This is a genomic window from Janibacter sp. CoH_79_TC_3, assembly GCF_058197955.1.
Window position 1 is genome coordinate 20,769 of the sequence record NZ_JBXWIV010000022.1, and the last position, 21,444, is coordinate 42,212.

At 44.5% G+C, this 21,444-nt stretch carries 16 protein-coding genes and 2 tRNA genes; 10 read left to right on the top strand and 8 right to left on the bottom strand.

What is annotated here, in order from left to right:
* Positions 1 to 21: 21 nt before the first annotated feature.
* The gene (locus AC2FA3_RS13320) at positions 22 to 738 is read right to left on the bottom strand and encodes a hypothetical protein (protein ID WP_490509999.1); all 717 of its coding nucleotides are present in this window, start codon (positions 736 to 738) and stop codon (positions 22 to 24) included.
* 114 nt (positions 739 to 852) lie between these two features.
* On the opposite strand from AC2FA3_RS13320, the gene AC2FA3_RS13325 reads away from it, so the two are divergent.
* Both AC2FA3_RS13325 and acnA read left to right on the top strand, forming a co-directional pair.
* Positions 853 to 1,866, top strand: coding sequence for a DUF3025 domain-containing protein (locus AC2FA3_RS13325; protein WP_490510000.1), 1,014 nt, complete (start codon positions 853 to 855; stop codon positions 1,864 to 1,866).
* 354 nt (positions 1,867 to 2,220) lie between these two features.
* Positions 2,221 to 5,028: an aconitate hydratase AcnA gene (gene acnA, locus AC2FA3_RS13330; protein WP_490510001.1), complete on the top strand. Its 2,808-nt coding sequence runs from the start codon at positions 2,221 to 2,223 to the stop codon at positions 5,026 to 5,028.
* 113 nt (positions 5,029 to 5,141) lie between these two features.
* Here acnA and AC2FA3_RS13335 read toward each other — a convergent pair whose 3' ends face one another.
* Entirely contained in the window at positions 5,142 to 5,600 is a 459-nt protein-coding gene (locus AC2FA3_RS13335; protein ID WP_490510002.1) for a hypothetical protein, read from the bottom strand.
* Between the two features lie 320 nt (positions 5,601 to 5,920).
* Here AC2FA3_RS13335 and AC2FA3_RS13340 point away from each other — a divergent pair, with 320 nt between their 5' ends.
* Positions 5,921 to 6,220 carry a hypothetical protein gene (locus AC2FA3_RS13340; RefSeq protein ID WP_201546666.1) on the top strand — a complete coding sequence of 100 codons (300 nt, stop codon included), beginning with the start codon at positions 5,921 to 5,923 and terminating at the stop codon, positions 6,218 to 6,220.
* A gap of 204 nt (positions 6,221 to 6,424) precedes the next feature.
* Here AC2FA3_RS13340 and AC2FA3_RS13345 read toward each other — a convergent pair.
* The 4 genes from AC2FA3_RS13345 to gltX all read right to left on the bottom strand — a co-directional run bounded on the left by AC2FA3_RS13345 (position 6,425) and on the right by gltX (position 8,892).
* Positions 6,425 to 6,500: transfer RNA gene (locus AC2FA3_RS13345), tRNA-Glu, on the bottom strand.
* A gap of 155 nt (positions 6,501 to 6,655) precedes the next feature.
* Positions 6,656 to 6,731, bottom strand: a tRNA-Ala gene (locus tag AC2FA3_RS13350).
* 122 nt (positions 6,732 to 6,853) lie between these two features.
* Entirely contained in the window at positions 6,854 to 7,213 is a 360-nt protein-coding gene (locus tag AC2FA3_RS13355; RefSeq protein WP_490510003.1) for a hypothetical protein, read from the bottom strand.
* Between the two features lie 152 nt (positions 7,214 to 7,365).
* Entirely contained in the window at positions 7,366 to 8,892 is a 1,527-nt protein-coding gene (gene gltX, locus AC2FA3_RS13360) for a glutamate--tRNA ligase (RefSeq protein WP_490510005.1), read from the bottom strand.
* A gap of 323 nt (positions 8,893 to 9,215) precedes the next feature.
* Between gltX and rsmH the strand changes: the two genes are divergently transcribed.
* The 7 genes from rsmH (at position 9,216) to AC2FA3_RS13395 (ending at position 18,875) form a co-directional block, all read left to right on the top strand.
* Positions 9,216 to 10,385, top strand: coding sequence for a 16S rRNA (cytosine(1402)-N(4))-methyltransferase RsmH (gene rsmH / locus AC2FA3_RS13365; RefSeq protein ID WP_490510006.1), 1,170 nt, complete (start codon positions 9,216 to 9,218; stop codon positions 10,383 to 10,385).
* A gap of 251 nt (positions 10,386 to 10,636) precedes the next feature.
* Positions 10,637 to 11,107: a cell division protein FtsL gene (ftsL, locus tag AC2FA3_RS13370; protein ID WP_490510007.1), complete on the top strand. Its 471-nt coding sequence runs from the start codon at positions 10,637 to 10,639 to the stop codon at positions 11,105 to 11,107.
* Positions 11,104 to 13,227, top strand: coding sequence for a peptidoglycan D,D-transpeptidase FtsI family protein (locus tag AC2FA3_RS13375; protein ID WP_490510008.1), 2,124 nt, complete (start codon positions 11,104 to 11,106; stop codon positions 13,225 to 13,227). Before ftsL ends, AC2FA3_RS13375 begins: the two co-directional genes overlap by 4 nt.
* A 72-nt stretch (positions 13,228 to 13,299) precedes the next feature.
* Positions 13,300 to 15,063, top strand: coding sequence for a UDP-N-acetylmuramoyl-L-alanyl-D-glutamate--2,6-diaminopimelate ligase (locus tag AC2FA3_RS13380; protein WP_490510009.1), 1,764 nt, complete (start codon positions 13,300 to 13,302; stop codon positions 15,061 to 15,063).
* 109 nt (positions 15,064 to 15,172) lie between these two features.
* The gene (locus AC2FA3_RS13385; RefSeq protein WP_490510010.1) at positions 15,173 to 16,630 is read left to right on the top strand and encodes a UDP-N-acetylmuramoyl-tripeptide--D-alanyl-D-alanine ligase; all 1,458 of its coding nucleotides are present in this window, start codon (positions 15,173 to 15,175) and stop codon (positions 16,628 to 16,630) included.
* A gap of 3 nt (positions 16,631 to 16,633) precedes the next feature.
* Entirely contained in the window at positions 16,634 to 17,752 is a 1,119-nt protein-coding gene (gene mraY, locus AC2FA3_RS13390; RefSeq protein ID WP_490510011.1) for a phospho-N-acetylmuramoyl-pentapeptide-transferase, read from the top strand.
* 175 nt (positions 17,753 to 17,927) lie between these two features.
* Entirely contained in the window at positions 17,928 to 18,875 is a 948-nt protein-coding gene (locus tag AC2FA3_RS13395) for a putative RNA methyltransferase (protein WP_490510012.1), read from the top strand.
* Between the two features lie 79 nt (positions 18,876 to 18,954).
* Here the strand turns inward: AC2FA3_RS13395 and cls are convergent, their stop codons facing one another.
* Both cls and AC2FA3_RS13405 read right to left on the bottom strand, forming a co-directional pair.
* A complete protein-coding gene (gene cls, locus AC2FA3_RS13400) occupies positions 18,955 to 20,406 on the bottom strand; it encodes a cardiolipin synthase (protein ID WP_490510013.1) in 1,452 nt (483 codons plus the stop codon).
* A gap of 181 nt (positions 20,407 to 20,587) precedes the next feature.
* Complete coding sequence (locus tag AC2FA3_RS13405) at positions 20,588 to 21,382, bottom strand: YdcF family protein (protein ID WP_490510014.1); 795 nt, start codon at positions 21,380 to 21,382, stop codon at positions 20,588 to 20,590.
* Positions 21,383 to 21,444: the final 62 nt, after the last annotated feature.

A 21,444-nucleotide genomic window follows, 5' to 3' on the forward strand; every position in this document is an offset into this window, starting at 1 on the left:
TTTTTAGTAGCGGTACAAATTTTATTGCAGCCAATTTTTGATCATTTCTGGCCACAGCCCGATTTTTAGCTGAGCCCAAGGTGCTGGATCACGCAGCTGCTCCCAAAACCTATCAAACGGTGGCGCAAAATATACCAAGAGTGCAAGGATGACGTACAGTAGCAGATACCACCATTTGTCTTTATGTTGATAGAACTTCATGGCGGTACCCGATGAGCGCTTCATTTTCATACCCATCAAATTGACGCTATATAACTCATCCAATGCCAAATGCACCATCGCGCCGCCGAATAAAAACAAGCCGTAGAACCAGCTAACCGTTAACGGTAAGTTTAAAATATCATAGCTTAAATAGGTCATTCCAAGACCCAGTATCGCCATATAGGGTACGGAATGAATGACACCGCGATGGACGGTCATGTTGGTAAAAATAGAGAATACGACATAACGCATAAAGCCGTATCCTGCCAGCCATAACGCTATCAGTGCCAGCAAACTCAGCTCACTGCGCCAATGCATCACGAGACCAAAGGCAAAAATAAATGAGGTAATGTTAAACCCAAGCTTAATCGGCGTTGAGTTATCAGAATCCAAATCAGGTAATAATCCCCCAGTGGTACCAAGCGCCACGCACATTAAAAACCCGGAATCATCAATCAATCCCGCTTTGTAAACAGTCAAACTCATCGTACCACTAACCATGAATGCGACATTTAAGTGGGTGTTAAAATTAGCCATAAAAACTCATCAATAAATAGCGCGCGAAAACGTCATTTCGAGCGGCTCGTCTAGCCGTAAAAAAGCGCTCCATGATACCATAGACACGCCAGTCGTCTAATAGAGATAGTCAATATGACCACCACTGATTTACCTGCTAATCCTTATCAAACTACTTCTTTCGATGCTTCTACCAATAACCCGCCTGCATGTAATAGCACGCTTGATGACACTTTTGCTGCTATTGATTGGCAAGCACCGTGGCTCTGTCACTTAAACCAGTTAGGCTATATTAGTAAAATCATCATTCAATTAAGTGGCTTAAATAATGAGCCTGCTCAGACAGACAAAATAGAACATACGCCTGATATTATCGCCAAGGTTTTAAATACAGCATTGCAGCAACAGGCTAACGACCTACAGCAGTCACTACCGCAAACCAAACCGGCGCTCAATAATCAAGCTAAAACCTTACAATTTGTCTCACAAGAGGCGTTGCCAGAAGGCGAGGCGTACGAGAGCTTTATCGGTACGACCGGTAATATTCCGACGCGTGATAATTTGCATGATTTATTTAATGGCAGTATTTGGCTAACCTTTCCCAAAACTAAAGCGCTGCTCAATTACTATCATATGCTTGAAATTGAGCAGCAAGGTATTGGGAGCAGTCGAGGGCGCGTTCGCGATACCATTACGGTGTTTGATGAAAATGGCGCAATATTGGTGACAGCTGAGCCTAGTATCGGTGAAGCGCTGATCAATTTTGATTGGCAGGCAAGTTTGGTACAACCGCGTCAGCAGTGGGATAAGCCAAAACAGCTGCATGAATCCTCTCAGGCTGCGGTATATATTTTTGGGCATGCACTGCTTGAAAAGCTACTACAACCGCGCAAAGCATTATGCGCCCATAGTATCGTGATACATGTCGCGCAAGACTTTTTTGCCTTATCGTTATCTGAGCGTATCGGTCACTTGGATCAGAAAGTAACTGACTATATGGAGGCGTTGTTATCGCAACCGGATGTGACACCGCGTAAGCTCTCGCCATTACCTATTTTGGGTGTGCCACACTTTTGGGCGGAGAATGCCCATCCTAGCTTTTATGAGGATAGCCAAGTCTTTCGTAGCGGTCGTCTTCTTCAAAAGTAAGAGACAATAAATACCTTGCTAATCGAGTGCTAAAGCATTGTTACGTTTACGATTGTGCCACGATTCAACACCATCTAGACGTTAACAAAGCACGGCTTATTTGTTATGGTAAAAGGGCGTTACTGTTAAACGCTAGAGAGATGCTTATATCTTTTGTTAATGCCGCTCTTACTAATATAACAACACAGCTGGCTATTTCTCTTAGCTACTATTATCAGCTACTAAGCTCTAGCCATTAAACCTAATGACATTCATTTAATAAAAATTTAAGTACCCGCTATTTAGCCACCAATTATCTGCATAAATTCATAACGATTTATGTCAAGGATATATAACAACGATAAGGAAGCTACCATGAGTGATATTTTTAATGTAAAAGACACCATTTCGGTCGCGGGCAAGGAACATGCCTACTACAGTTTACCGAAGCTGACTGAAACTTTTCAACACATCAGCAAACTGCCATTTTGCATGAAAATCGTCTTAGAAAACCTATTACGTAATGAAGACGACGGTCAATCTGTCGGCAAAAACCATATTGAGGCGGTTGCCAATTGGGACGCGGGTGCAGAAGCGTCAAAAGAAATCGCTTTTATGCCCGCCCGTGTCGTCTTGCAAGATTTTACTGGCGTGCCGTCAGTGGTCGACTTAGCAGCCATGCGTGATGCGGTGGTTAAGCTTGGCGGCAAAGCGGATCAAATCAATCCCTTTATCCCGAGTGAATTGGTCGTTGACCATTCTGTGCAAGTTGACGCCTATGGTCGCGAAGATGCACTAGATTTAAACGAAAAGATTGAATTTAAACGTAACAATGAGCGTTATGAGTTTTTACATTGGGGTAAGAATGCCTTTAAAAACTTCGTAGTGGTACCACCAGCCACCGGTATCGTGCATCAAGTAAACCTAGAATATTTGGCGCGTGTCGTGATGGCTGCTGAAGTTGATGGCGAGTTGACTGCTTATCCTGATACAGTATTTGGTACCGACAGTCATACCACCATGATTAATGGTATTGGTGTCCTTGGTTGGGGTGTCGGTGGTATTGAAGCGGAAGCGGCGATGCTCAATCAACCATCATCGATGCTGATTCCACAAGTCGTTGGTTTTGAGCTAAAGGGTAAGCTCACCGAAGGCGTTACCGCCACAGACTTGGTATTACGCGTGGTTGAAATGTTACGTGCGCATGGTGTGGTTGGTAAGTTCGTCGAGTTTTATGGCGAAGGTCTACACAGTATGCCGCTTGCTGATCGAGCCACCATTGCTAATATGGCACCCGAGTATGGCGCAACCTGCGGTATTTTCCCGATTGACCAAATGGCGATTGATTATCTGCGTCTGTCAGGTCGAGAAGAGAGCCAGATTGAGCTGGTCGAAAAATATGCTAAGGCGCAGGGTCTATGGCACGATGCCGATACCCCAGTAGCAACTTATTCAAGTAAGTTGGAATTGGACTTGTCATCCGTTCAACCCGCATTGGCTGGCCCAAACTTGCCACAACAGCGTATCAATCTGTCTGATATGCACGAAAAATTTGGTGAAACCCTGAAAGTGATGACCAAAGACCGTAAGAAGGAAATTGAAGCCAAGGTTCGCTTTGATGAAGAAGGCGGTAAGCAAGAGCAAGCCAAATCTTTGGCGGCAAAACCCAAGCCTTTCTGCGCTGAAGGCAGTACTTACTGCACGGTTAAAATTGAAGATGAAGAGTATCGATTGCGTGATGGCTCTGTCGTTATTGCGGCCATTACCTCTTGTACCAACACCTCAAACCCCGCTGTAATGATTGGCGCAGGTTTAGTGGCTAAAAAAGCCGCAGCAAAAGGTCTAACTGCTAAACCTTGGGTTAAGACCTCTCTTGCTCCAGGCTCGAAAGTGGTGACTGATTACCTTGAAAAAGCCAAATTGATGGATGAGCTCGAGAAAGTGGGTTTTTACTTAGTTGGCTATGGTTGCACCACTTGTATCGGTAACTCAGGTCCGCTGTTAGAGGCAATTGAAGGCGCTATCGAAGAAGGCGACTTGGTTGCCGCTGCCGTACTGTCAGGCAACCGTAACTTTGAAGGTCGCATTCACTCGCATGTTAAGGCCAGCTACTTGGCGTCGCCTCCGTTAGTGGTTGCTTATGCGCTGGCAGGTACGGTCGATATTGAATTGACCACCCATCCGCTAGGGCAAGACCAAGAAGGCAATGATGTTTACCTTAAAGATATCTGGCCGACGTCAGATGAGATTAATGAGCTGATTGCCAATAATATCGACGCTGATATGTTCCGTAAAAACTACGGTGAAGTGTTTGACGGTAGTGCAGCATGGAACGCCATTAGCTCAGCTGATAGCCAGTTGTATCCATGGAGCGAAGCGTCTACTTATATCAAAAACCCTCCATTCTTTGATGGTATGACCATGGAGCCAGAAGGTATTCCTGATATCGAAGGGGCGCGTATCTTGGGTTTATTTGGTGATTCAATCACCACTGACCATATTTCACCCGCCGGTAATATCGATCCAGACTCGCCAGCAGGTAAATACTTACAAGAGCGTGGCGTGTTACAAGCCGACTTCAACAGCTATGGCTCACGCCGTGGTAATGATGCGGTCATGACGCGCGGTACCTTTGCCAATATCCGTATCAAAAATACTATGATGGCTGGCAAAGAGGGCGGCTATACCTATTACTTCAACGGTGATAGCGCCACGCTACAAGACGGCGAAGAAATGGCCATTTATGATGCGGCAATGAAGTATAAAGAAGACAAGCGTCCGCTCGTAGTCCTTGGTGGTGCAGAATATGGCTCTGGCTCTAGTCGTGACTGGGCAGCTAAAGGGACAATCTTACTCGGGGTAAAAGCAGTATTGACCAGCTCGTTTGAGCGTATTCACCGCTCAAACCTAGTTGGTATGGGTGTATTGCCATTAACCTTTAAAGCAGGTGAAAATGCTGCGACTTATAATCTAGATGGTTCTGAGGTGCTTAGCATCACTGGTCTAGATAATGGTGAGAGCAAGACTGCAAAAGTCACGGCCACACGTGCAGATGGTTCGTCTGAGAGCTTTGATGTCAACGTCATGCTACAGACGCCAAAAGAGCGCGAATACGTGCGTCACGGCGGTGTACTGCACTATGTACTACGTCAATTGGCAGCTGAGAGTAAAAACGCTGCATAATGATTAGTTATATTTAGAATAAAAAAAGCCCAGTCCCAGTTAAAGTAGGGGATTGGGCTTTTTTATTATCTGGGAAAACAGAAAGCAAGTATCTGAAATTTTATTTTCATTAGTTATCTAAAGTTCTCATTCCAGCTTTCCTTAAATATAGTATTTAAGAATTTTTCTTTATCAATGCTGCCGTCAGTGTTCAAGCAACTCTTATCGACGAAAAGATAATTCGTCCAGCTGATATCAGGAGATAGTGAATTGATTTCATTTACGATATCAACTTCGCTAATTTCAGAAAAATCTCTAATAACGAGTTTTTGTGCCAGCTCTAAAATGCGTTTCTTTGTTTTATACTCATTAGAATTTGGGTAATCAGTAATTTTATCAAAAAATTCCTCATAATTTATACTTAAATCTTCGTTTACAGACTCCTCACTCCAGAATATATAATCACTCCAAAAAGGGTCGGGAGACAGTTTATTTAGTTCAATATTTATTTCTACTTGCCTAGATTCTGAGCAGGTTGCGTTAATTAACTCTTCCAGTAATAAAGTAAATTTTTTCTTGGTGTCATCGTTCATTATTATTTCCTGAATAATTTATTCCAATTGCCTTAACCCTTCTCACATACCCGTAAATACCAATTATGATAAATCAACAGGCAACCTACTAAATGTCTATCAAAGCGTTTATGATAAGAGTAACAGAGAGTGATAATAGCTTAATTCTTAATTCACCTCACAAATAATAATATTAGAAGCCATGAGACATGACTTACCTTTACTCTTTATAAGAAATTGATCAAACCAAAATATCTTATACAAAATGCATAATGGGTCATAGGCGTTTTTGCTACGATAGCAAAAACGTATCAAGTATTTATTGATAAAAGGAAGTTGAGATGAAACGATTGATTGGTATATTCGCCCTATCTATTTTTACTATCACAGCTGGGATGGGAGCGGCGCATGCAGAGCAGGTTTGTAAAGTAACCGATCCTACTGGCACGCCATTAAATATTCGTGATAAACCGAATGGTAAGATTATCAATAAACTACGCAACGATCGTGAAGTTTATATCACAGAAACCACTTACGATAATAAAGACCGTCCTTGGGTGTATTTAGAAGGATACTATCAAGGAGAATATAGACAATGGGGTTGGGCAATTAGAGAGTTTGTCTCTTGTTATGATCGTTAGGGTGAACACTAAAGGTTATTCTTAACAAAGCTAGCCTGCCTCATATCAAAATATCTAAATAATGATTAACAGCAATTTAACGAAACAACAGACAAAAAAATCCCAGTCACCGTATGATGACTGGGATTTTTTATTGTTCGCTTATTAGTCTAATCTAATGCTTAAAGCTGCTAAGCAAAAGTGCTAATAAGTGACGCCGTATAGTGGCGTCCCCAGGGGGATTCGAACCCCCGTTACCGCCGTGAAAGGGCGGTGTCCTAGGCCTCTAGACGATGGGGACGCATAGAGTGTTATAACCAAATGGTTACAACGGTACTTCACAATATCAGAGAGCTTATCTAAGAATAGAGCAAGCTGTGCCTAGGTGCTGATATCGTCCTACTAGCGAGTACTTATGTTAAAGTTTCAGTGAACTGAGCTTTGCAATAAATAGTATGGTGGAGCTAAACGGAGTCGAACCGTTGACCCCTTGCATGCCATGCAAGTGCTCTACCAACTGAGCTATAGCCCCTCGCTAAGAGTGTGCGTATTTTATGTAACACCACCGGTCTTGTCAACCGCTATTTTCAAAATAATCGATAAATATGCGAAAAAAAGCGTTTAAAGCGGATTTAGCTACTTAATAAACCTAAATTAGCGTGGATTTTGCTGACTGGCTATCTCTTTAATGGCTTTATCGGTAAAAAATTCTTCTTCTTTGCCGTCTGAAAAAATAATGGCAGCACATTCTGTGGGGATATATTGCCCTCCTTTTTGTTGTACTGTGCTGATACCTTTAAAGCCAACGATATCAGACTCATTTAATCGCGCTGATTTATTATAATCAGAGTAAGTCGTATATATCCACTTTAAGTCTTCAAAGTCTTTCCCAGTCGTAAGGGTTAGCTTGGCATCGTATAACTCTTTTACAATTGCATCATAGTATCTTTGTGCTTCTTTTAACGTATTAAAGACATAATCTTTGCTTTCTATCGTGACGGTCTTGGCGCTCATTTTTATTTCCAACTGAGATGTTAAATAAAGAATCAGTATTTGTATTCAAATTCTGAGAGTAAGGCAAAGAGGGGTCAGTATTAGCCTGACCCCTCTTTTTTATTTATTAATAATATTATGAATCAAAAATGTTATTAACAAACAATTAAAAACTATTCAGCTGCCAAAAAATCTGGCAATTCTGCTGCTTGTTTTTCAAGCTTTTTAAGCTTCTTTTTACCCAAACCACCCAGTACATCAATCGCATGACGTAAACGTATCAGCGTCATATCGGCACCGATAATCGCCATAGAGTTCATGACCGGCGTCGATGAGGTGCTACCAGCAATAGCGACAAAGAATGGCGCCATAAAGTCGCGCATTTTAATATCAAGATGAGCCGCAAGACCTTTTAGCGTGGCATAAATATTTTCTTCCGACCAGGTCGGTAAAGTCTCTAGCTGCCAAAGTGCCAGTTGTAGCATCTCAGTAATTTGCTCAGGCGTCAGTGATTTATGGGTAAAGCTTTCGGCAGTAATACTCGGCAGGTTTTGGAAATAAAACCCACTCCAATTAACCGCATCAGACAGTAATTCGATACGTGGCTGAATAGCGGCAGCAATGGCGGTTAATTTATCGCTGTTACTTGCCCAGTCGAGGATTTTATTTTTTAACTCTTCAGGAGTAAGTGCGCGCAGCCACTCAGCATTGAGCCAGTTAAGTTTCTCAATGTCAAAAATAGGGCCGCCAAGCGACACACGCTGAATATCAAAGCTGGCAATCATTTCTTCTAAGGTAAACTGCTCAGCTTCGTCAGGCATTGAGTAGCCCATACGACCGAGGTAATTTAGTAGCGCTTCAGGTAGCACGCCAGCATCACGATAATAGGTAATGGAGGTTGGGTTTTTACGCTTAGAGAGTTTTGATTTATCTGGGTTACGCAGGAGCGGCATGTGGCAAAGCACTGGCATCTCCCACCCAAAATACTCATAAAGCAGCTGATGCTTAGGGGCAGAGTTTAACCACTCTTCACCGCGTAATACATGGCTGATGTCCATCAAGTGATCATCAACGACGTTGGCTAAATGATAAGTAGGTAAGCCATCGGTTTTTAGCAGCACTTGCATGTCGACTTGTGTCCAAGGAATCTCAACCGTACCGCGTAGCATATCTTGTACCTGACATGCGCCTTCAGTTGGTACACGCATACGAATCACGTGCGGTTTACCCTCATTGACCAATTGCTCGGTTTTCTCTGGAGCTAAATGAGCGCAGCGACCGTCGTAACGTGGGGTTTCGCCATTGGCCATTTGCGCAGCGCGCATGGCATCCAGCTCTTCACTGCTACAAAAACAACGGAACGCATGATTGTTTTCGATAAGCTGTTCAGCATGCTTTTTATAAATCTCACTACGCTCGCTCTGACGATAAGGTGCGTGCGGACCGCCGATATCTGGACCTTCCGCCCAGTCAAGACCGACCCAGCGCAGCGCATCCAAAATCATTTTTTCAGATTGCTCCGTTGAGCGGGTTTGGTCCGTATCTTCGATACGTAAAATAAACTCGCCACCATGGGCTTTAGCAAAGGCTAAATTAAAGAGCGCGATATAAGCGGTGCCGACATGCGGAAAGCCAGTAGGCGATGGCGCAATACGAGTACGGATAGGACGGGTGCTGTTAGCAGTAAAGGTTTGCATCATAAGAATCTCAGAATGTGGTAGTTAATGAATATGGCAGTAAAAGCTGATAATAAAAAATAGCGGTTAAAGATAGTAACGACAAATATGAATCAAAGGTTTTAGTAAAAAATACGGGTGAAACAATAACCGTCAATAGTGAAAAATAGCGTAAAATATAGCGCTAGTATAACAGAGAGACGGGATATTTTTAACGAAATGCCCCTCTAGCGCTTGACTACCAGTGTATCCTTGCGATAATAATGTGAAGTAAGTCATAACTTGTTTATTTTCATCTGATTTTTTACTATTACCGGTCAAAATGACCGTCATTTACTGAGTCGTTTGTGTCCATATCGAATAATAAGCCAAAAAATAAGCAAAACTCTAAAACCACCTCTTCTGCAGTCATTGATAATGCTGAGTCAGAAGTTCATTCGTCTGCTGTCGAAAATGATTCTGCTAATCAGCTTGCTCAAGAATCTGCAACAGAACAAACCACTTCTGATGAATTAAGTTTTGCCCATGATGCGGTGCTGTTAGAAGAAACAGTCGCTGCCGTATTGGGCGTCAAATCGCTACCAAAGCAAACAGACAATACAGAACAAAGTAGTGAAAGCCAAAACGGCTTAAAAATGAGTGGCATCTACGTCGATGCAACCTTCGGGCGTGGTGGTCATAGTCGATTGCTATTAAGCCAACTTGCCGATGATGCAACCTTGATTGTATTTGATAAAGACCCGACGGCGATTGCTGTTGCTCGCGAATTGGCAAATACCGATAGCCGTGTAAAAGTGGTTCATGACAGTTTTGCGACATTGACTGACAGTTTAGCAGCTATGGGCATCAAGCAAGTTGATGGTTTAATGGCGGATTTGGGTATTTCCTCACCGCAAATTGACGATGGCAGCCGTGGTTTTAGCTTTATGCGTGATGGCGCAGTCGATATGCGTATGGATACCAGTCGTGGGCAGTCGGTTGCCCAGTGGTTAGAGACGGTCGATGATGAAACCTTGGCCAATGTGCTTTATGAGTTTGGCGAAGAGCGCCATAGCCGACGTATTGCGCGTGCGATTAAGCAGATGGACAGTTACGATTCTACTTTAGCATTGGCTGAAGTGATTAAAGTCGCGCATCCAAATTGGCAACGTGGCAAACACCCAGCCACGCAAAGCTTTCAAGCCATGCGTATCTTCATTAATAATGAGCTTGGCGATGTTGACGACTTTTTAGAACAAAGTATCCCGATTTTAAAGTCGGGCGGGCAGCTGGCGGTGATTAGCTTTCATTCTTTAGAGGATCGCCGTATCAAGCAGTTTCTACAGCGTCATAGTAAAGGGCAATATCCAGAAGATGAGAACCTGCCGATGCCGCCAAACCGCCCGCGCTACTTTAGTAAGCCGAAACGTGTGGGTCCTAGTAAGACAGAAGTCAGTCACAATCCACGCTCGCGTAGCGCATGGTTACGCATGGCAACCCGTACCGATACGGATTATGTAGCAGATGAAAATTCATAAACTAAGCCATAGAAGAATACCCTAAAGACTGCTATTAAGTTATGTGGTTAAAATATGACTGAATGTTTTAATGATTACGCGGCTGTTAAAAAGCTGTAAACATTCTCTGCTAGGCTCAGCAGTTACTTTTAGCTGGGTTTTAATTCTATTCCTATTTGTTTTTATTGATGGTGCTGATGGCTCATGAGGGTGTGATCACTCGCAAATGGTTAGCGCTTTTTATATTTGAAGTTCACTTTTTTGAGATCGTCATGGCAATATCTGACAAACCTGTCAACCGTCGCACCGCAATGCCTGCTAATACTGATGTTGGCGAATTATTCGTGCGCCGATTTAATGTGGTCAGTATTTATGTGGCCATATTATTAATATTGGCGGCAGCAATTATCTGGAGCGGCATCAAAACTGCCGAGGGTGTGCAGCAATATCATCAGGATTATAAAACCTTGCAAGACATGAAAAAACAAGAGCGCAAGCTGCAGGTAGAACATCAGCGTTTGCTTATCGAGCAGCAAACCTTTAGTGCCACCCCGCAAATTGCCAGTCGCGCCGTCGCCGAATTGGGTATGTTTTCGCCAACCCTTAAAGACAAGCTGATTATTCAGCCGGGTGCGGCAGTTGCCGTCGCACCAGTCATCGAAGCTGATGGCTCAGATGCAGCAGCTGTCAATGAAACAGATTTTTTTGAAGCGGATGCTGATGTAGCGGAGGCAGGACGATGACTGATAAAAAATCCAATGCTAATAGTGCTAAAGATGCCGCTAAGAATAACAGCAAAAAACCTGCCAGTGGCAAAGTCACTAGTGGTAAAGTGACTAAGCCACTACGCCGTGCCAGTGCTGCCAAATCTGCGCAAACCAGCAGCAAACCTGACAATAAAGCGGCTGATAATCGTAAAGCCAAGCTGTTTAGCCGCCTAAAAAAGAACGAAGAACAGGGCGCTTATACCAGTGTTAAAACCCAAAAAAGCAAAAGATCTTTTTTGGGTAAAGCCTCTGGAGCATCTTCTCGCGGCGGTGTCGAGCAGGATAAAAACCGCTTTCGTACGATTTGGGGGCTGGCACTGCTGATTTTAGTAGGGCTTATCGGTCGTGCCTATTATTTACAGGTAGCCAATGCTCAGTTTTACCAAGATAAAGGTAACGAGCTGATTACCAGCGTGCGTACGCAAAAATCCTATCGCGGTATGATTACCGATCGCAATGATTTGCCATTAGCAGTTAGTGCGCCACTAGCGACCGTGTCGTTTAGCCCGCATGATTATGCACGCGAATATTACGAGCTTAAGCGTATTATCCTCACCAATCCTGATAGTCCAAAGCTGGTTGCGCGTATGCAAAAGCGCTTGGATAATATGGATTTGACCACGCTTGCTGCTGCTGCCAATATTTCGGTAGATGAGCTGAAACGAGTGACTGCTATCGACCCTAGTGTCGATGTGACCGATGAAGCAGCGGTGAAAGCGGCGTTGCCATCGGGTGCAGGCTCGCATTATCTGCCGCTACTTAATAAAGTCACGCCTGAGATTGCTCAAAGTGTCAGCTCGCTTGATTTTCCGGGTGTGAATGAGAAAAACTTTTTCCAGCGCTACTATCCACAGCCGCAACCGAACTCGCAACTGTTAGGTTTTATGGGACAAAATGCCAATGACCCTGAAGGCGGTTATGAAGGGCGCGCCGGTATCGAACGCCAGTACGAAACTGAGCTGGCCGGTGAAGATGGTAAGGTATTGGTACTAAAAGATGCTAAGCAAAATAGCTTAAAAGAAATTAAGCAAGTTAAGCCAGAAGTACCGGGTAAAGATGTCGCGTTAACGATTGATTCACGCTTACAGTACTTGCTTTATAAAGAGCTTGAAAAAGCTGGTCGCTTACAAAAAGCGCGCTGGTCAACGGGCATGATTGTCGATGTGCAAACCGGTGAAGTGCTCGCCTTGTCGACGTGGCCGTCATTTAACTCTAATAATCTTAATGAGATGACCGGTGAAAACCAGCGTAACCGTGCGCTACTTGACGTCTTTGAGCCCGGCTCAGTCATGAAACCATTTACCGTTGCTGCTGCTTTAGATTCAGGTAAATATACGGCGACATCATTGATCGATACCAATCCTGGCTCTATTCGTGTCCGTGGCTATACCATTCGTGACCATAATAATTTGGGTCGGATTACGTTGGCAACGCTACTACAGAAATCGAGTAACGTGGCCTCGACCAAGATTGCTTTGTCGTTACCGGCTGATGGTATTACCAGTATGCAAAAACAGTTTGGTTTTGGCTCAAAAACACCGTTACAATTTCCAGGTGAAGGTAGTGGCCTTGTGGTCACACCGGAAGAAAAAGAAACTTCAAGACGGGCAACGGTCAGTTACGGCTATGGTATCCAAGTGACGCTGGCGCAGATTGCTCAAGCGTACTCGGCGCTGGCGGCAGGCGGGGTGATGCATCCCTTAACGCTGACTAAAGATGGCGAGCGGCAGCCCAGTAAGCGTATCATGGCACATGAGCAAGCTATGTCTATCGTGCAAATGATGGAAAGTGTCACCGAACCGGGCGGTACGGCTAAGGGTGCTGCTATCGACGGTTATCGCGTCGCTGGTAAAACAGGAACGTCGCGCCGTATCAATCCAAAAGGTGGCTACTATACCGACCAGTATCGTAACGTCTTTGCCGGTATGGCGCCAGCGTCTAATCCTAAGCTGGTTGGCGTGATGTTAATCGAAGACCCGCGTGGTCAGATTTATGCCGGCTTAACAGTCGCTCCTGTCTTTCATAACGTCATGAAAGAGGCGCTGCGTTTGTATAATGTGCCGTTAGATAAGCCATTAAGAACCGAAGACCAGTAGGCAAAAAAGTAAGTTTTTTTCAATATTCAGCTCTTAATCATTTGATGCGTTTTAACCGTTTAGGATTTGCCAATGACTCTGTCTACCTCGCCGCTAAGCAGCACCACAGTCACCTTGCAACAGCTGATTGAAGCTAGTGGCAACGATAAAGATAGGCAGAGTCATAGTCAAAACTATAAAGATAAACACAGTCTAGCGCAGGCATTGACAACGATGCTAGCCGCATCTAGTAGTCAACTACCGAATGCAAAAACTTCGGTTGCTAACATTCCATTTGAGCAGTTCTGCTTAGACAGCCGTCAATTGGCAGACAACGATGTCTTTGTCTTATTAAAAAGTCATATACCAAACTGTCAAAAAAGTCGTGACCACCTCTATCAAGCCGCTGAGCAGGCGGCTTTTATCCTAGCAGAAATTGACCCTCTTGCTTTACTGTCTAAGTCTACTATGCCGCCGCATGCCAATCTTGCTTTGACTGATGATAATGCTGAATCTATCGCACAGCAGCAATTGGACCGCCTGCCTTGCCCCGTATTATATGTGCCCAATATCCGTGATTTTTTAGGTGACTTGATTCAGGCGCGTTTGCAATATCAGCAGTCCGTAACCTTGCCGACGGTCGTCGCAGTAACGGGCACCAATGGCAAAACCACTATCAGCCAATTGGTGGCACAATTGACGCAGTTAACTGGCATGAGTAGCGCCGTGATGGGCACGGCGGGTAACGGCAGATTAGGCGCTTTAGTGCAAGCCAGCCATACCACCGGTGATGCCTTAGCGGTACAGAAGTTTTTATATCAAATGGGTACAGAGAATGCTGAATTATTGGCATTGGAAGCCAGCTCGCACGGTTTGGATCAGCAGCGTTTAGAAGGTATGCCAGTATCGGTGGCGATTTATACCAATTTGAGCCGTGATCATCTAGATTATCATGCCGATATGGCAGAGTATGCGGCGGCAAAAGCCAAGCTGTTTGATAAAGCACATTTCTCAGAGTTAACCCACGCCATCATCAATATCGATGACGAGCATGCACAGATTATGCTCGATACCGCGCATGCCAGCCAATTAACGGTTTGGACCTATAGTTTAGACCCAGCAAAATCTGCGACCTTTGTTGCCGCTGAAATCAAGCCAAGTTTGCAGGGTGTTGAGATTGCGCTGCGTACTGATTTTGGTAACAGTGACTTTGATAATGCTGATTTTAAAAACAAAGAAACCAATAGCATTAATATCGTCAGCCCATTATTGGGTCGTTTTAACGTTGCCAATTTGCTGGCTGCTATTGGCGCTGCTGTAGCCCTAGGGATTAGTTTGGAGCGCATTGCGGGCGTTATCCCGCAGCTACAAGGTGCGGTTGGACGTATGCAGCGTGTGCCCTCCAATGATGGTTGTTTTATTGTTGATTATGCGCATACGCCCGATGCGTTAAGCCAAGTGCTTGCCAGTCTAAAAACCCATTGTAAAGGTCAGCTATGGGCAGTGTTTGGTTGTGGCGGCGACCGTGATGCGGGCAAGCGCCCATTGATGGCGCAAGCGGGATTGGCAGGCGCCGATAACGTTGTATTGACGGCGGATAATCCACGTACCGAAGACCCAAATGTAATCTTGCAAGATATGCAAGCGGGCATGACGAGCGAGCAATATCAACGTGCCTATATCGAACCGGCGCGCCAAACGGCCATCGAATATGCAGTTAATCAAGCTGCGCCTGATGATATCGTTGTTATCGCGGGCAAGGGTCATGAAACCTATCAAGAAATTAACCATGTTCGTTATGATTTTGACGACAGCGTTATTTTGCAAAACGCTTTAAAGAAAGCAGGGCGCGTATAGCCTTTATAGACAAATAATAGCGCTTGCCGCTCATTTTTTTGAGCTTTTTTGAACAACAGATATCATTAAATATCAAAGATAAGTAGTCATCATATATAAGGTAATCATTATGACAGCCGACAACGATAACAGCATGCAGTCGCAAGGGCTGTATGTTTGGCAAGTAGACAATCTACTTGCGGCAACCGCAACACTCGATGGGCATTGGCAATTTGCTGAAGGTCAAGCAACATCAAGCAATAATAGCACGGACACAAGCAAGTCAATTACCAGCACTCGTATCGCTACCGATACTCGTACCATAAAACCTGGTGATATCTTTTTAGCGCTCAGCGGTGATAATTTTGACGGTCACGATTACATCGCTACTGCTATAGAACAAGGTGCGGTCGCGGCAATCGTTTCACGTCCCATTTCTGCTGATATTCCGCAGTTAGTCGTGAGCGATACCCGTTTAGCGCTAGGACAATTGGCTGCGTATCGTCGTCAGCAGCATAAAAATTTAACCGTTATTGCCATTACGGGTTCGAGCGGTAAAACCACCTGTAAAGAGATGCTCGGTAGTATCTTTGGACGCTTGGCACCAACGCTGATTACCCGTGGGAACCTAAATAACGACTTGGGTGTGCCGATGATGTTGCTCGAATTATCCGATCATCATCGGTATGCGATTTTGGAGCTAGGCGCTAACCATATTGGTGAGATTGCTTATACTACTGAGATTGTAAAGCCGGATGTGGCCTGTGTTCTTAATATTGGTACCGCACATTTAGGGGAATTTGGTAGCCGTGAAGGCATTTGCCAAACCAAGGCTGAGATTTACCATACTTTGAATGACACGCAGTACGCTATCGTTCCTGATAAAGATGATTTTACCAATAAGCTGCGCCGTATCGCTGAAAAGTATACCTCACACGTGATTGGTTTCGGCAATACCGATGTCAGTGCCAGCCATTTAGATGTTGAGCCTGAGCGCAGTGAATTTAAGCTGCATATCGACAGCCAAGTTCATGATATCAGTCTACCTTTAGCTGGTGAGCATAATGTTAATAATGCCTTGGCCGCTGCTGCTTGTGCCCATGCGCTAAATATAGATATCAGCGACATCGTCATCGGACTTGAAAACGCCCGTCCTGCTAAAGGGCGTTTAAATAGCCAACTACTCGGTATGCATCGTTTGATTGATGATACTTATAATGCCAATCCGCATTCAGTGCGAGCAGCAGCTAAGGTGCTTGCGGCGCAAACGGGTACGCAAGTGATGGTACTCGGTGATATTGCAGAGCTTGGAGAGGCGGCGGTTAGCGAGCATCAAAGCTTGGGCCGTACCATTGCGACGACGGGCATCAATGTGCTGCTGTGTGTCGGTGAATATGCGCCTCATACGGTGGCGGGTGCGCAAGAGATTTCTGCTATCAGCGCCCATGCCTTTGCTGATAAAGACAGTTTATTGGCGTATTTACAGTCTTATTTACGAGCACAGCAGGCGCAGCCTTGTACGGTGCTGTTTAAAGGCTCACGTTCCATGGAAATGGAAACCCTTATCAATGCGCTAGTCGAGGAGTAGGCGGTGTTAGTTTGGTTGTTTGGCTGGCTTGGTCAGTATTATACGCCGTTCTCTGCGGTTTCTTCGTTGACGCTGCGCGCGTTACTGGCGGTCATTACCGCACTTGCCTTTAGTATGATTTTTGGTGGACGCGTCATTCGACGTCTGCGTGCGCTGAAGTACGGTCAGTCGATTCGTAATGATGGTCCGCAGTCGCATTTGGCTAAGACGGGCACGCCGACCATGGGTGGGGTGCTGATTTTGAGCGCGATTGGGGTTTCAACCTTATTGTGGGCGCGATTAAACAATCCCTATGTGTGGATTTTGCTCATTGTTATGATTATCTTTGGTGCGGTCGGTTGGGCAGATGATTGGCTTAAAATCAAATATAAAGACCCCAAAGGCTTAATCGCTCGCAAAAAATACTTTTGGCTATCGATGGGCGCGTTATTCGTCGGTATATCTTTATATTATATTGCTACATTACAGCCGGATATGGCGACCACGCGTGAGATGCAGGATTTGCTGCTACCGATTTTTAAAGATTGGATTATTCCATTCTCAGCAGTGCCGTTTGGTATTGGGTTTATTATCTTTACCTACTTTGTGATTAATGGTGCTTCTAACTCTGTCAACTTAACCGATGGCTTGGATGGTTTGGCTATTTTGCCCGTGGTCTTGGTAGCAGCAGGTTTAGGCGCCATGGCTTATGTGTCAGGTGACGTGCGCTTTGCGGATTACTTGCATGTACCTTATATCGCCTATAACTCGGAAGTGATTATTGTCTGTGGTTCGATGATTGGTGCTGGACTTGGATTCTTATGGTTTAATGCCCATCCAGCGCAAGTATTTATGGGTGATGTTGGGGCGCTTGCTCTCGGTGCCATGCTCGGTACGATAGCAGTTATGACCCGTCAAGAGATTGCCTTTGCCATTATGGGTGGGTTGTTTGTTGCAGAAGCCTTGTCAGTGATGCTACAGGTTGGCTCGTATAAACTGCGTAAAAAGCGCGTCTTTCGCATGGCACCATTGCATCACCACTTTGAAGAGATTGGCTGGAAAGAGACGCAAGTGGTGGCAAGGTTTTGGATTATTGCCATTATCCTAGTCATTCTTGGCCTGATGACTTTAAAACTGCGTTAAGTCGTCAATAAAATATAAATCAAAAGCCATCTCAAAATCTGAGATGGCTTTTTTTAATGCTTGCTTATAATTTTGCCTCTATGTTTTTCATTATGGTTTTAATCCACCTTTTATTCCTTAAGAAGTCTGAACTTTGTTAAAATGGCAGCCATATTGCGATGACGTTGAGATATTTGTGAGCTTATTTATTTGTCCCCTTTGTCAATCACCTCTGCAACCAGCTGCCGATACTTGGCGCTGTGATGGCAGCTTGCATCCAAAGCAAACGGTCCATCCATTTGATGTGGCACGTCAGGGTTATGTCAATCTGTTGCCAGTACAACAAAAAAAAACCAAAGCACCGGGCGACAGTCAGCAATCAATTGATGCGCGCAAACGGTTCTTAAATGCCGGACATTATCAGCCATTAAATGACTTAATTTGCCAAAAGATGGCGGCGTTACTGACGGCACAAAAAGCCATTCTTAATAAAAAAGATAAGCCTATTAACTGGCTAGATATTGGCTGCGGAGAAGGATATTACACGCAGGCAATGGCGCAAATGGGAATGGACGTACTGATTGCAGCGGATATCAGTAAACCTGCCGTCGTAGAGCTGGCAAAGACCAGTAAGGCTTTAGGTCGTCTTTGGTATCAACCAGTTAAAGATTATTCTGCCACAGAGGTAATTAAAGCGGCAGCCATCTATCCGTTAGTCACCAGCGCTGCCCACTTGCCATTACGGGCACATAGCATCAATGGCATTAGCAGTATTTTTAGCCCCATTTTGCCAGAAGTGTTCAATGAGGTATTAAGTGATGCAGGCTATCTAATCATTGCCAAGCCCGATATAGGGCATTTAGCAACGATGCGTGAGACGTTATTTGATGACGTCCGCGAGCATGATTCGGATAAGTTTTTGCAGGAATTGGCGCCTTATTTTAAGCTTTTACAAACCCATCATATCAGCAGTAGTCTAAAATTATCGGCAGAGGAATTGGCGGATTTAATGACCATGACCCCTTATGCATATCGTGCGCGTGGCGAAAAAAGACAGGAGCTACTAGCAGAAGTGACCGCAAAGCCTTTTGAAACTGAAGCCAAGTTTGTTATCTACATTTTGCAAAAAACAGCTGCTGTATGAAATTAATAAAGTAAATTTAATGAAAATTACTTCATATTAATCATTTTTCTTTAATAAGGATTTATTAACAAGGATTCATTTATAAAACCGGTCCCATGGTGGCAACGATATTATTCCAAATCCGATAAGACAGTGGCCAGTTTTTCACTTCTTCGCGCGTCACTTCATCAGAGTCAGCGATATATTGATATTGGCGCTCCATAATATCGGTAGTCAGTTTGTTATCACTAAATAGGATATTGTTTTCATAGTTCAAATCAAAGCTACGTAAATCTAAATTGGTTGAGCCAATCAAGCTGATTTCACCATCGACAGTCAGAGTTTTGGCGTGTAGCAATCCGGGTTTATACTCATAAATCTTTACGCCTGCTTCAAGCAATTGCCAGTAATAACTATGACTGGTCGCAGCAACGATAAAGGAGTCGTTTTTCTTCGGGAAAATCATCGTCACCTCAACCCCGCGATAGGCGGTCGCACATAGAATGCTCACCAGTGAATAATCTGGCACAAAATAAGGGGTAGAAATCATCAAGGTATGCTGAGCTTGGCTAATTAAAGCGCCCAAAAACTGTGGCGTGGTGCCGTGGCGCTGGGTCGGACCATCGGAAAACACTTGGGCAGCAAAATTATTAGATAGCAGATTTGGCTGTAAATCTGTCGCATACGGAAAGCTGTCGAGCGGCGTATCAGGGTTTTCAGTCAACCAATCACTGGCAAATAACATCTGAGTTTGCCCAACGATGGGGCCTTCGATACGCAGCATAATATCGACCCAAGGGGCATATTTAGGTTTTACCATAAACTCAGGGTCGGCGCAGTTACGGCTGCCAGCGTAGCCAATCTTGCCATCAATCACGGTAATCTTGCGGTGATTACGCAAGTCAATACGGCTAAACAGCAGGACCTTTATGATATTGGTTAATGGCAATGCAACACTGAGCTGTACACCCGCATCCTTCATCTGTTGCCATAGCTTTGAGCCCACCATCTTACGTGAGCCCATACCATCGACCATCGCCCGGCAGGTAACGCCGCGCTTTGCTGCGCGAATAAGCGCTTCGGCGGTATCAGTCCCCATGCCATCGACCAGCCAAATATAATAAAGCACATGAATATGATCGGTCGCCGCATCAAAATCGGCAATCATGCGTCTGCGCGTCTCAGCTGCGTCTGGCATCAGCTCGGCACTATTGCCTACCGTAGTCTGAAAGCCGGTGGCTTTTGCTGAATAAGCAAAGGCTGCGTGATACTCAGGCTTGACGGCATGCAATAAAGCCACATCGCTACCAAGCACTGAGGGACGGTATTGACGTAGTTTGTCGATGATTGCCTCGCGTTCGCGGGTGAAGTTGTGCCCTAAATGCACCTCGCCGAACATCCAATAAACCAGTACACCAAGATAAGGTAAGACAAATAAAATAACAATCCAAGCCAAGCGCGCTGGTGCGGTTAAATCATGACGTGCAAGCACGCGCAAGGATATCAGTACCAGTAAGATAAAATGAATGGTTAATAAGATGTCGATGAGCATAGCGCTGTCCATGGTTGTTATATTTGTGAAAGTTATGATTATGATTGTGGTCGTTATTATTTTTATTGAAACTCTGAGTGGTTTGATGGTTTGATGGTTTGATGGTTTGATGGTTTGATGGTTTGGCTTGTTTATAGATTTTATTAGCTTCTATTTATCGGTTTCTATTTATTAACTTCTACTAGTATTCGCCAAATAGCCAACCACTGACAAAGGCAAAATACTCACGAAACCACGCATTATAGCGAATCGATAACGGCGTAGGGCTGGCGAGCAAAATAGGCTGCTGATAGCCTTGATGCTTGGCAATGGCAGCGGCGCGAATGGTATGGAAATCACTGGTCACGATCGCAATAGGCGCTGTAATAGAGATATCTTGCGCTGCCAAAATTAATTGGCTATAGATTAAGTTTTCGGCGGTACTGGTGCTTTTGCCCTCTTGTAAAATGTGCTCAAAGGCAATGCCATGTGTCTCATGTAAATAAGTCGCCATAATACTGGCTTCACTCTGCGTCTGCCCCATACCAATGCCACCACTGGTAAGCACCAATGCCTCGGGCTGTGCTTTAATCAGCGGAGCAGCTGTATCTAAGCGCTTAGTAAGCGTCGGTGTTGGCTTGCCTGCGACCGTACCTGAACCTAGTACAACAATCGCCGCGACCTCAGACACAGGCTGCGCGCTGCGTTTAATCTGCTGCTGCAATGAGAAAACAAATAACCCGAAGCTAATAAGCCAAATAAAAAACAGCAGCCACAGCGCATACCAAATACGATTGCGGAAAGGGTTTTGCCTAGTAAACTTACGGATGGCATGCCAAAATATCCCATGTGCGACAAACACGCTGCCCAATAAAAACGGTACGACAGTGCCAAAGTTAATTTTGCCGACTGTCATTAACACGGCACAATCAACCATGATAACCACACCAACCACCACCAATCCAACTCGCGCTATAATGACTAATTTTTTTGCCATAGTTTTGCTTTTATTATGTCTAGATAAATATGCTAGTGTTTAATTTTTATTGAATCGAATAT

Excerpts from the sequence above, each read along its gene's own strand:
- AC2FA3_RS13320 (WP_490509999.1), bottom strand. The coding sequence starts at position 738 with ATGGCTAATTTTAACACCCACTTAAATGTCGCATTCATGGTTAGTGGT.
- AC2FA3_RS13325 (WP_490510000.1), top strand. The coding sequence starts at position 853 with ATGACCACCACTGATTTACCTGCTAATCCTTATCAAACTACTTCTTTC.
- acnA (WP_490510001.1), top strand. The coding sequence starts at position 2,221 with ATGAGTGATATTTTTAATGTAAAAGACACCATTTCGGTCGCGGGCAAG.
- AC2FA3_RS13335 (WP_490510002.1), bottom strand. The coding sequence starts at position 5,600 with ATGAACGATGACACCAAGAAAAAATTTACTTTATTACTGGAAGAGTTA.
- AC2FA3_RS13340 (WP_201546666.1), top strand. The coding sequence starts at position 5,921 with ATGAAACGATTGATTGGTATATTCGCCCTATCTATTTTTACTATCACA.
- AC2FA3_RS13355 (WP_490510003.1), bottom strand. The coding sequence starts at position 7,213 with ATGAGCGCCAAGACCGTCACGATAGAAAGCAAAGATTATGTCTTTAAT.
- gltX (WP_490510005.1), bottom strand. The coding sequence starts at position 8,892 with ATGATGCAAACCTTTACTGCTAACAGCACCCGTCCTATCCGTACTCGT.
- ftsL (WP_490510007.1), top strand. The coding sequence starts at position 10,637 with ATGGCAATATCTGACAAACCTGTCAACCGTCGCACCGCAATGCCTGCT.
- AC2FA3_RS13375 (WP_490510008.1), top strand. The coding sequence starts at position 11,104 with ATGACTGATAAAAAATCCAATGCTAATAGTGCTAAAGATGCCGCTAAG.
- AC2FA3_RS13380 (WP_490510009.1), top strand. The coding sequence starts at position 13,300 with ATGACTCTGTCTACCTCGCCGCTAAGCAGCACCACAGTCACCTTGCAA.
- AC2FA3_RS13385 (WP_490510010.1), top strand. The coding sequence starts at position 15,173 with ATGACAGCCGACAACGATAACAGCATGCAGTCGCAAGGGCTGTATGTT.
- cls (WP_490510013.1), bottom strand. The coding sequence starts at position 20,406 with ATGCTCATCGACATCTTATTAACCATTCATTTTATCTTACTGGTACTG.
- AC2FA3_RS13405 (WP_490510014.1), bottom strand. The coding sequence starts at position 21,382 with ATGGCAAAAAAATTAGTCATTATAGCGCGAGTTGGATTGGTGGTGGTT.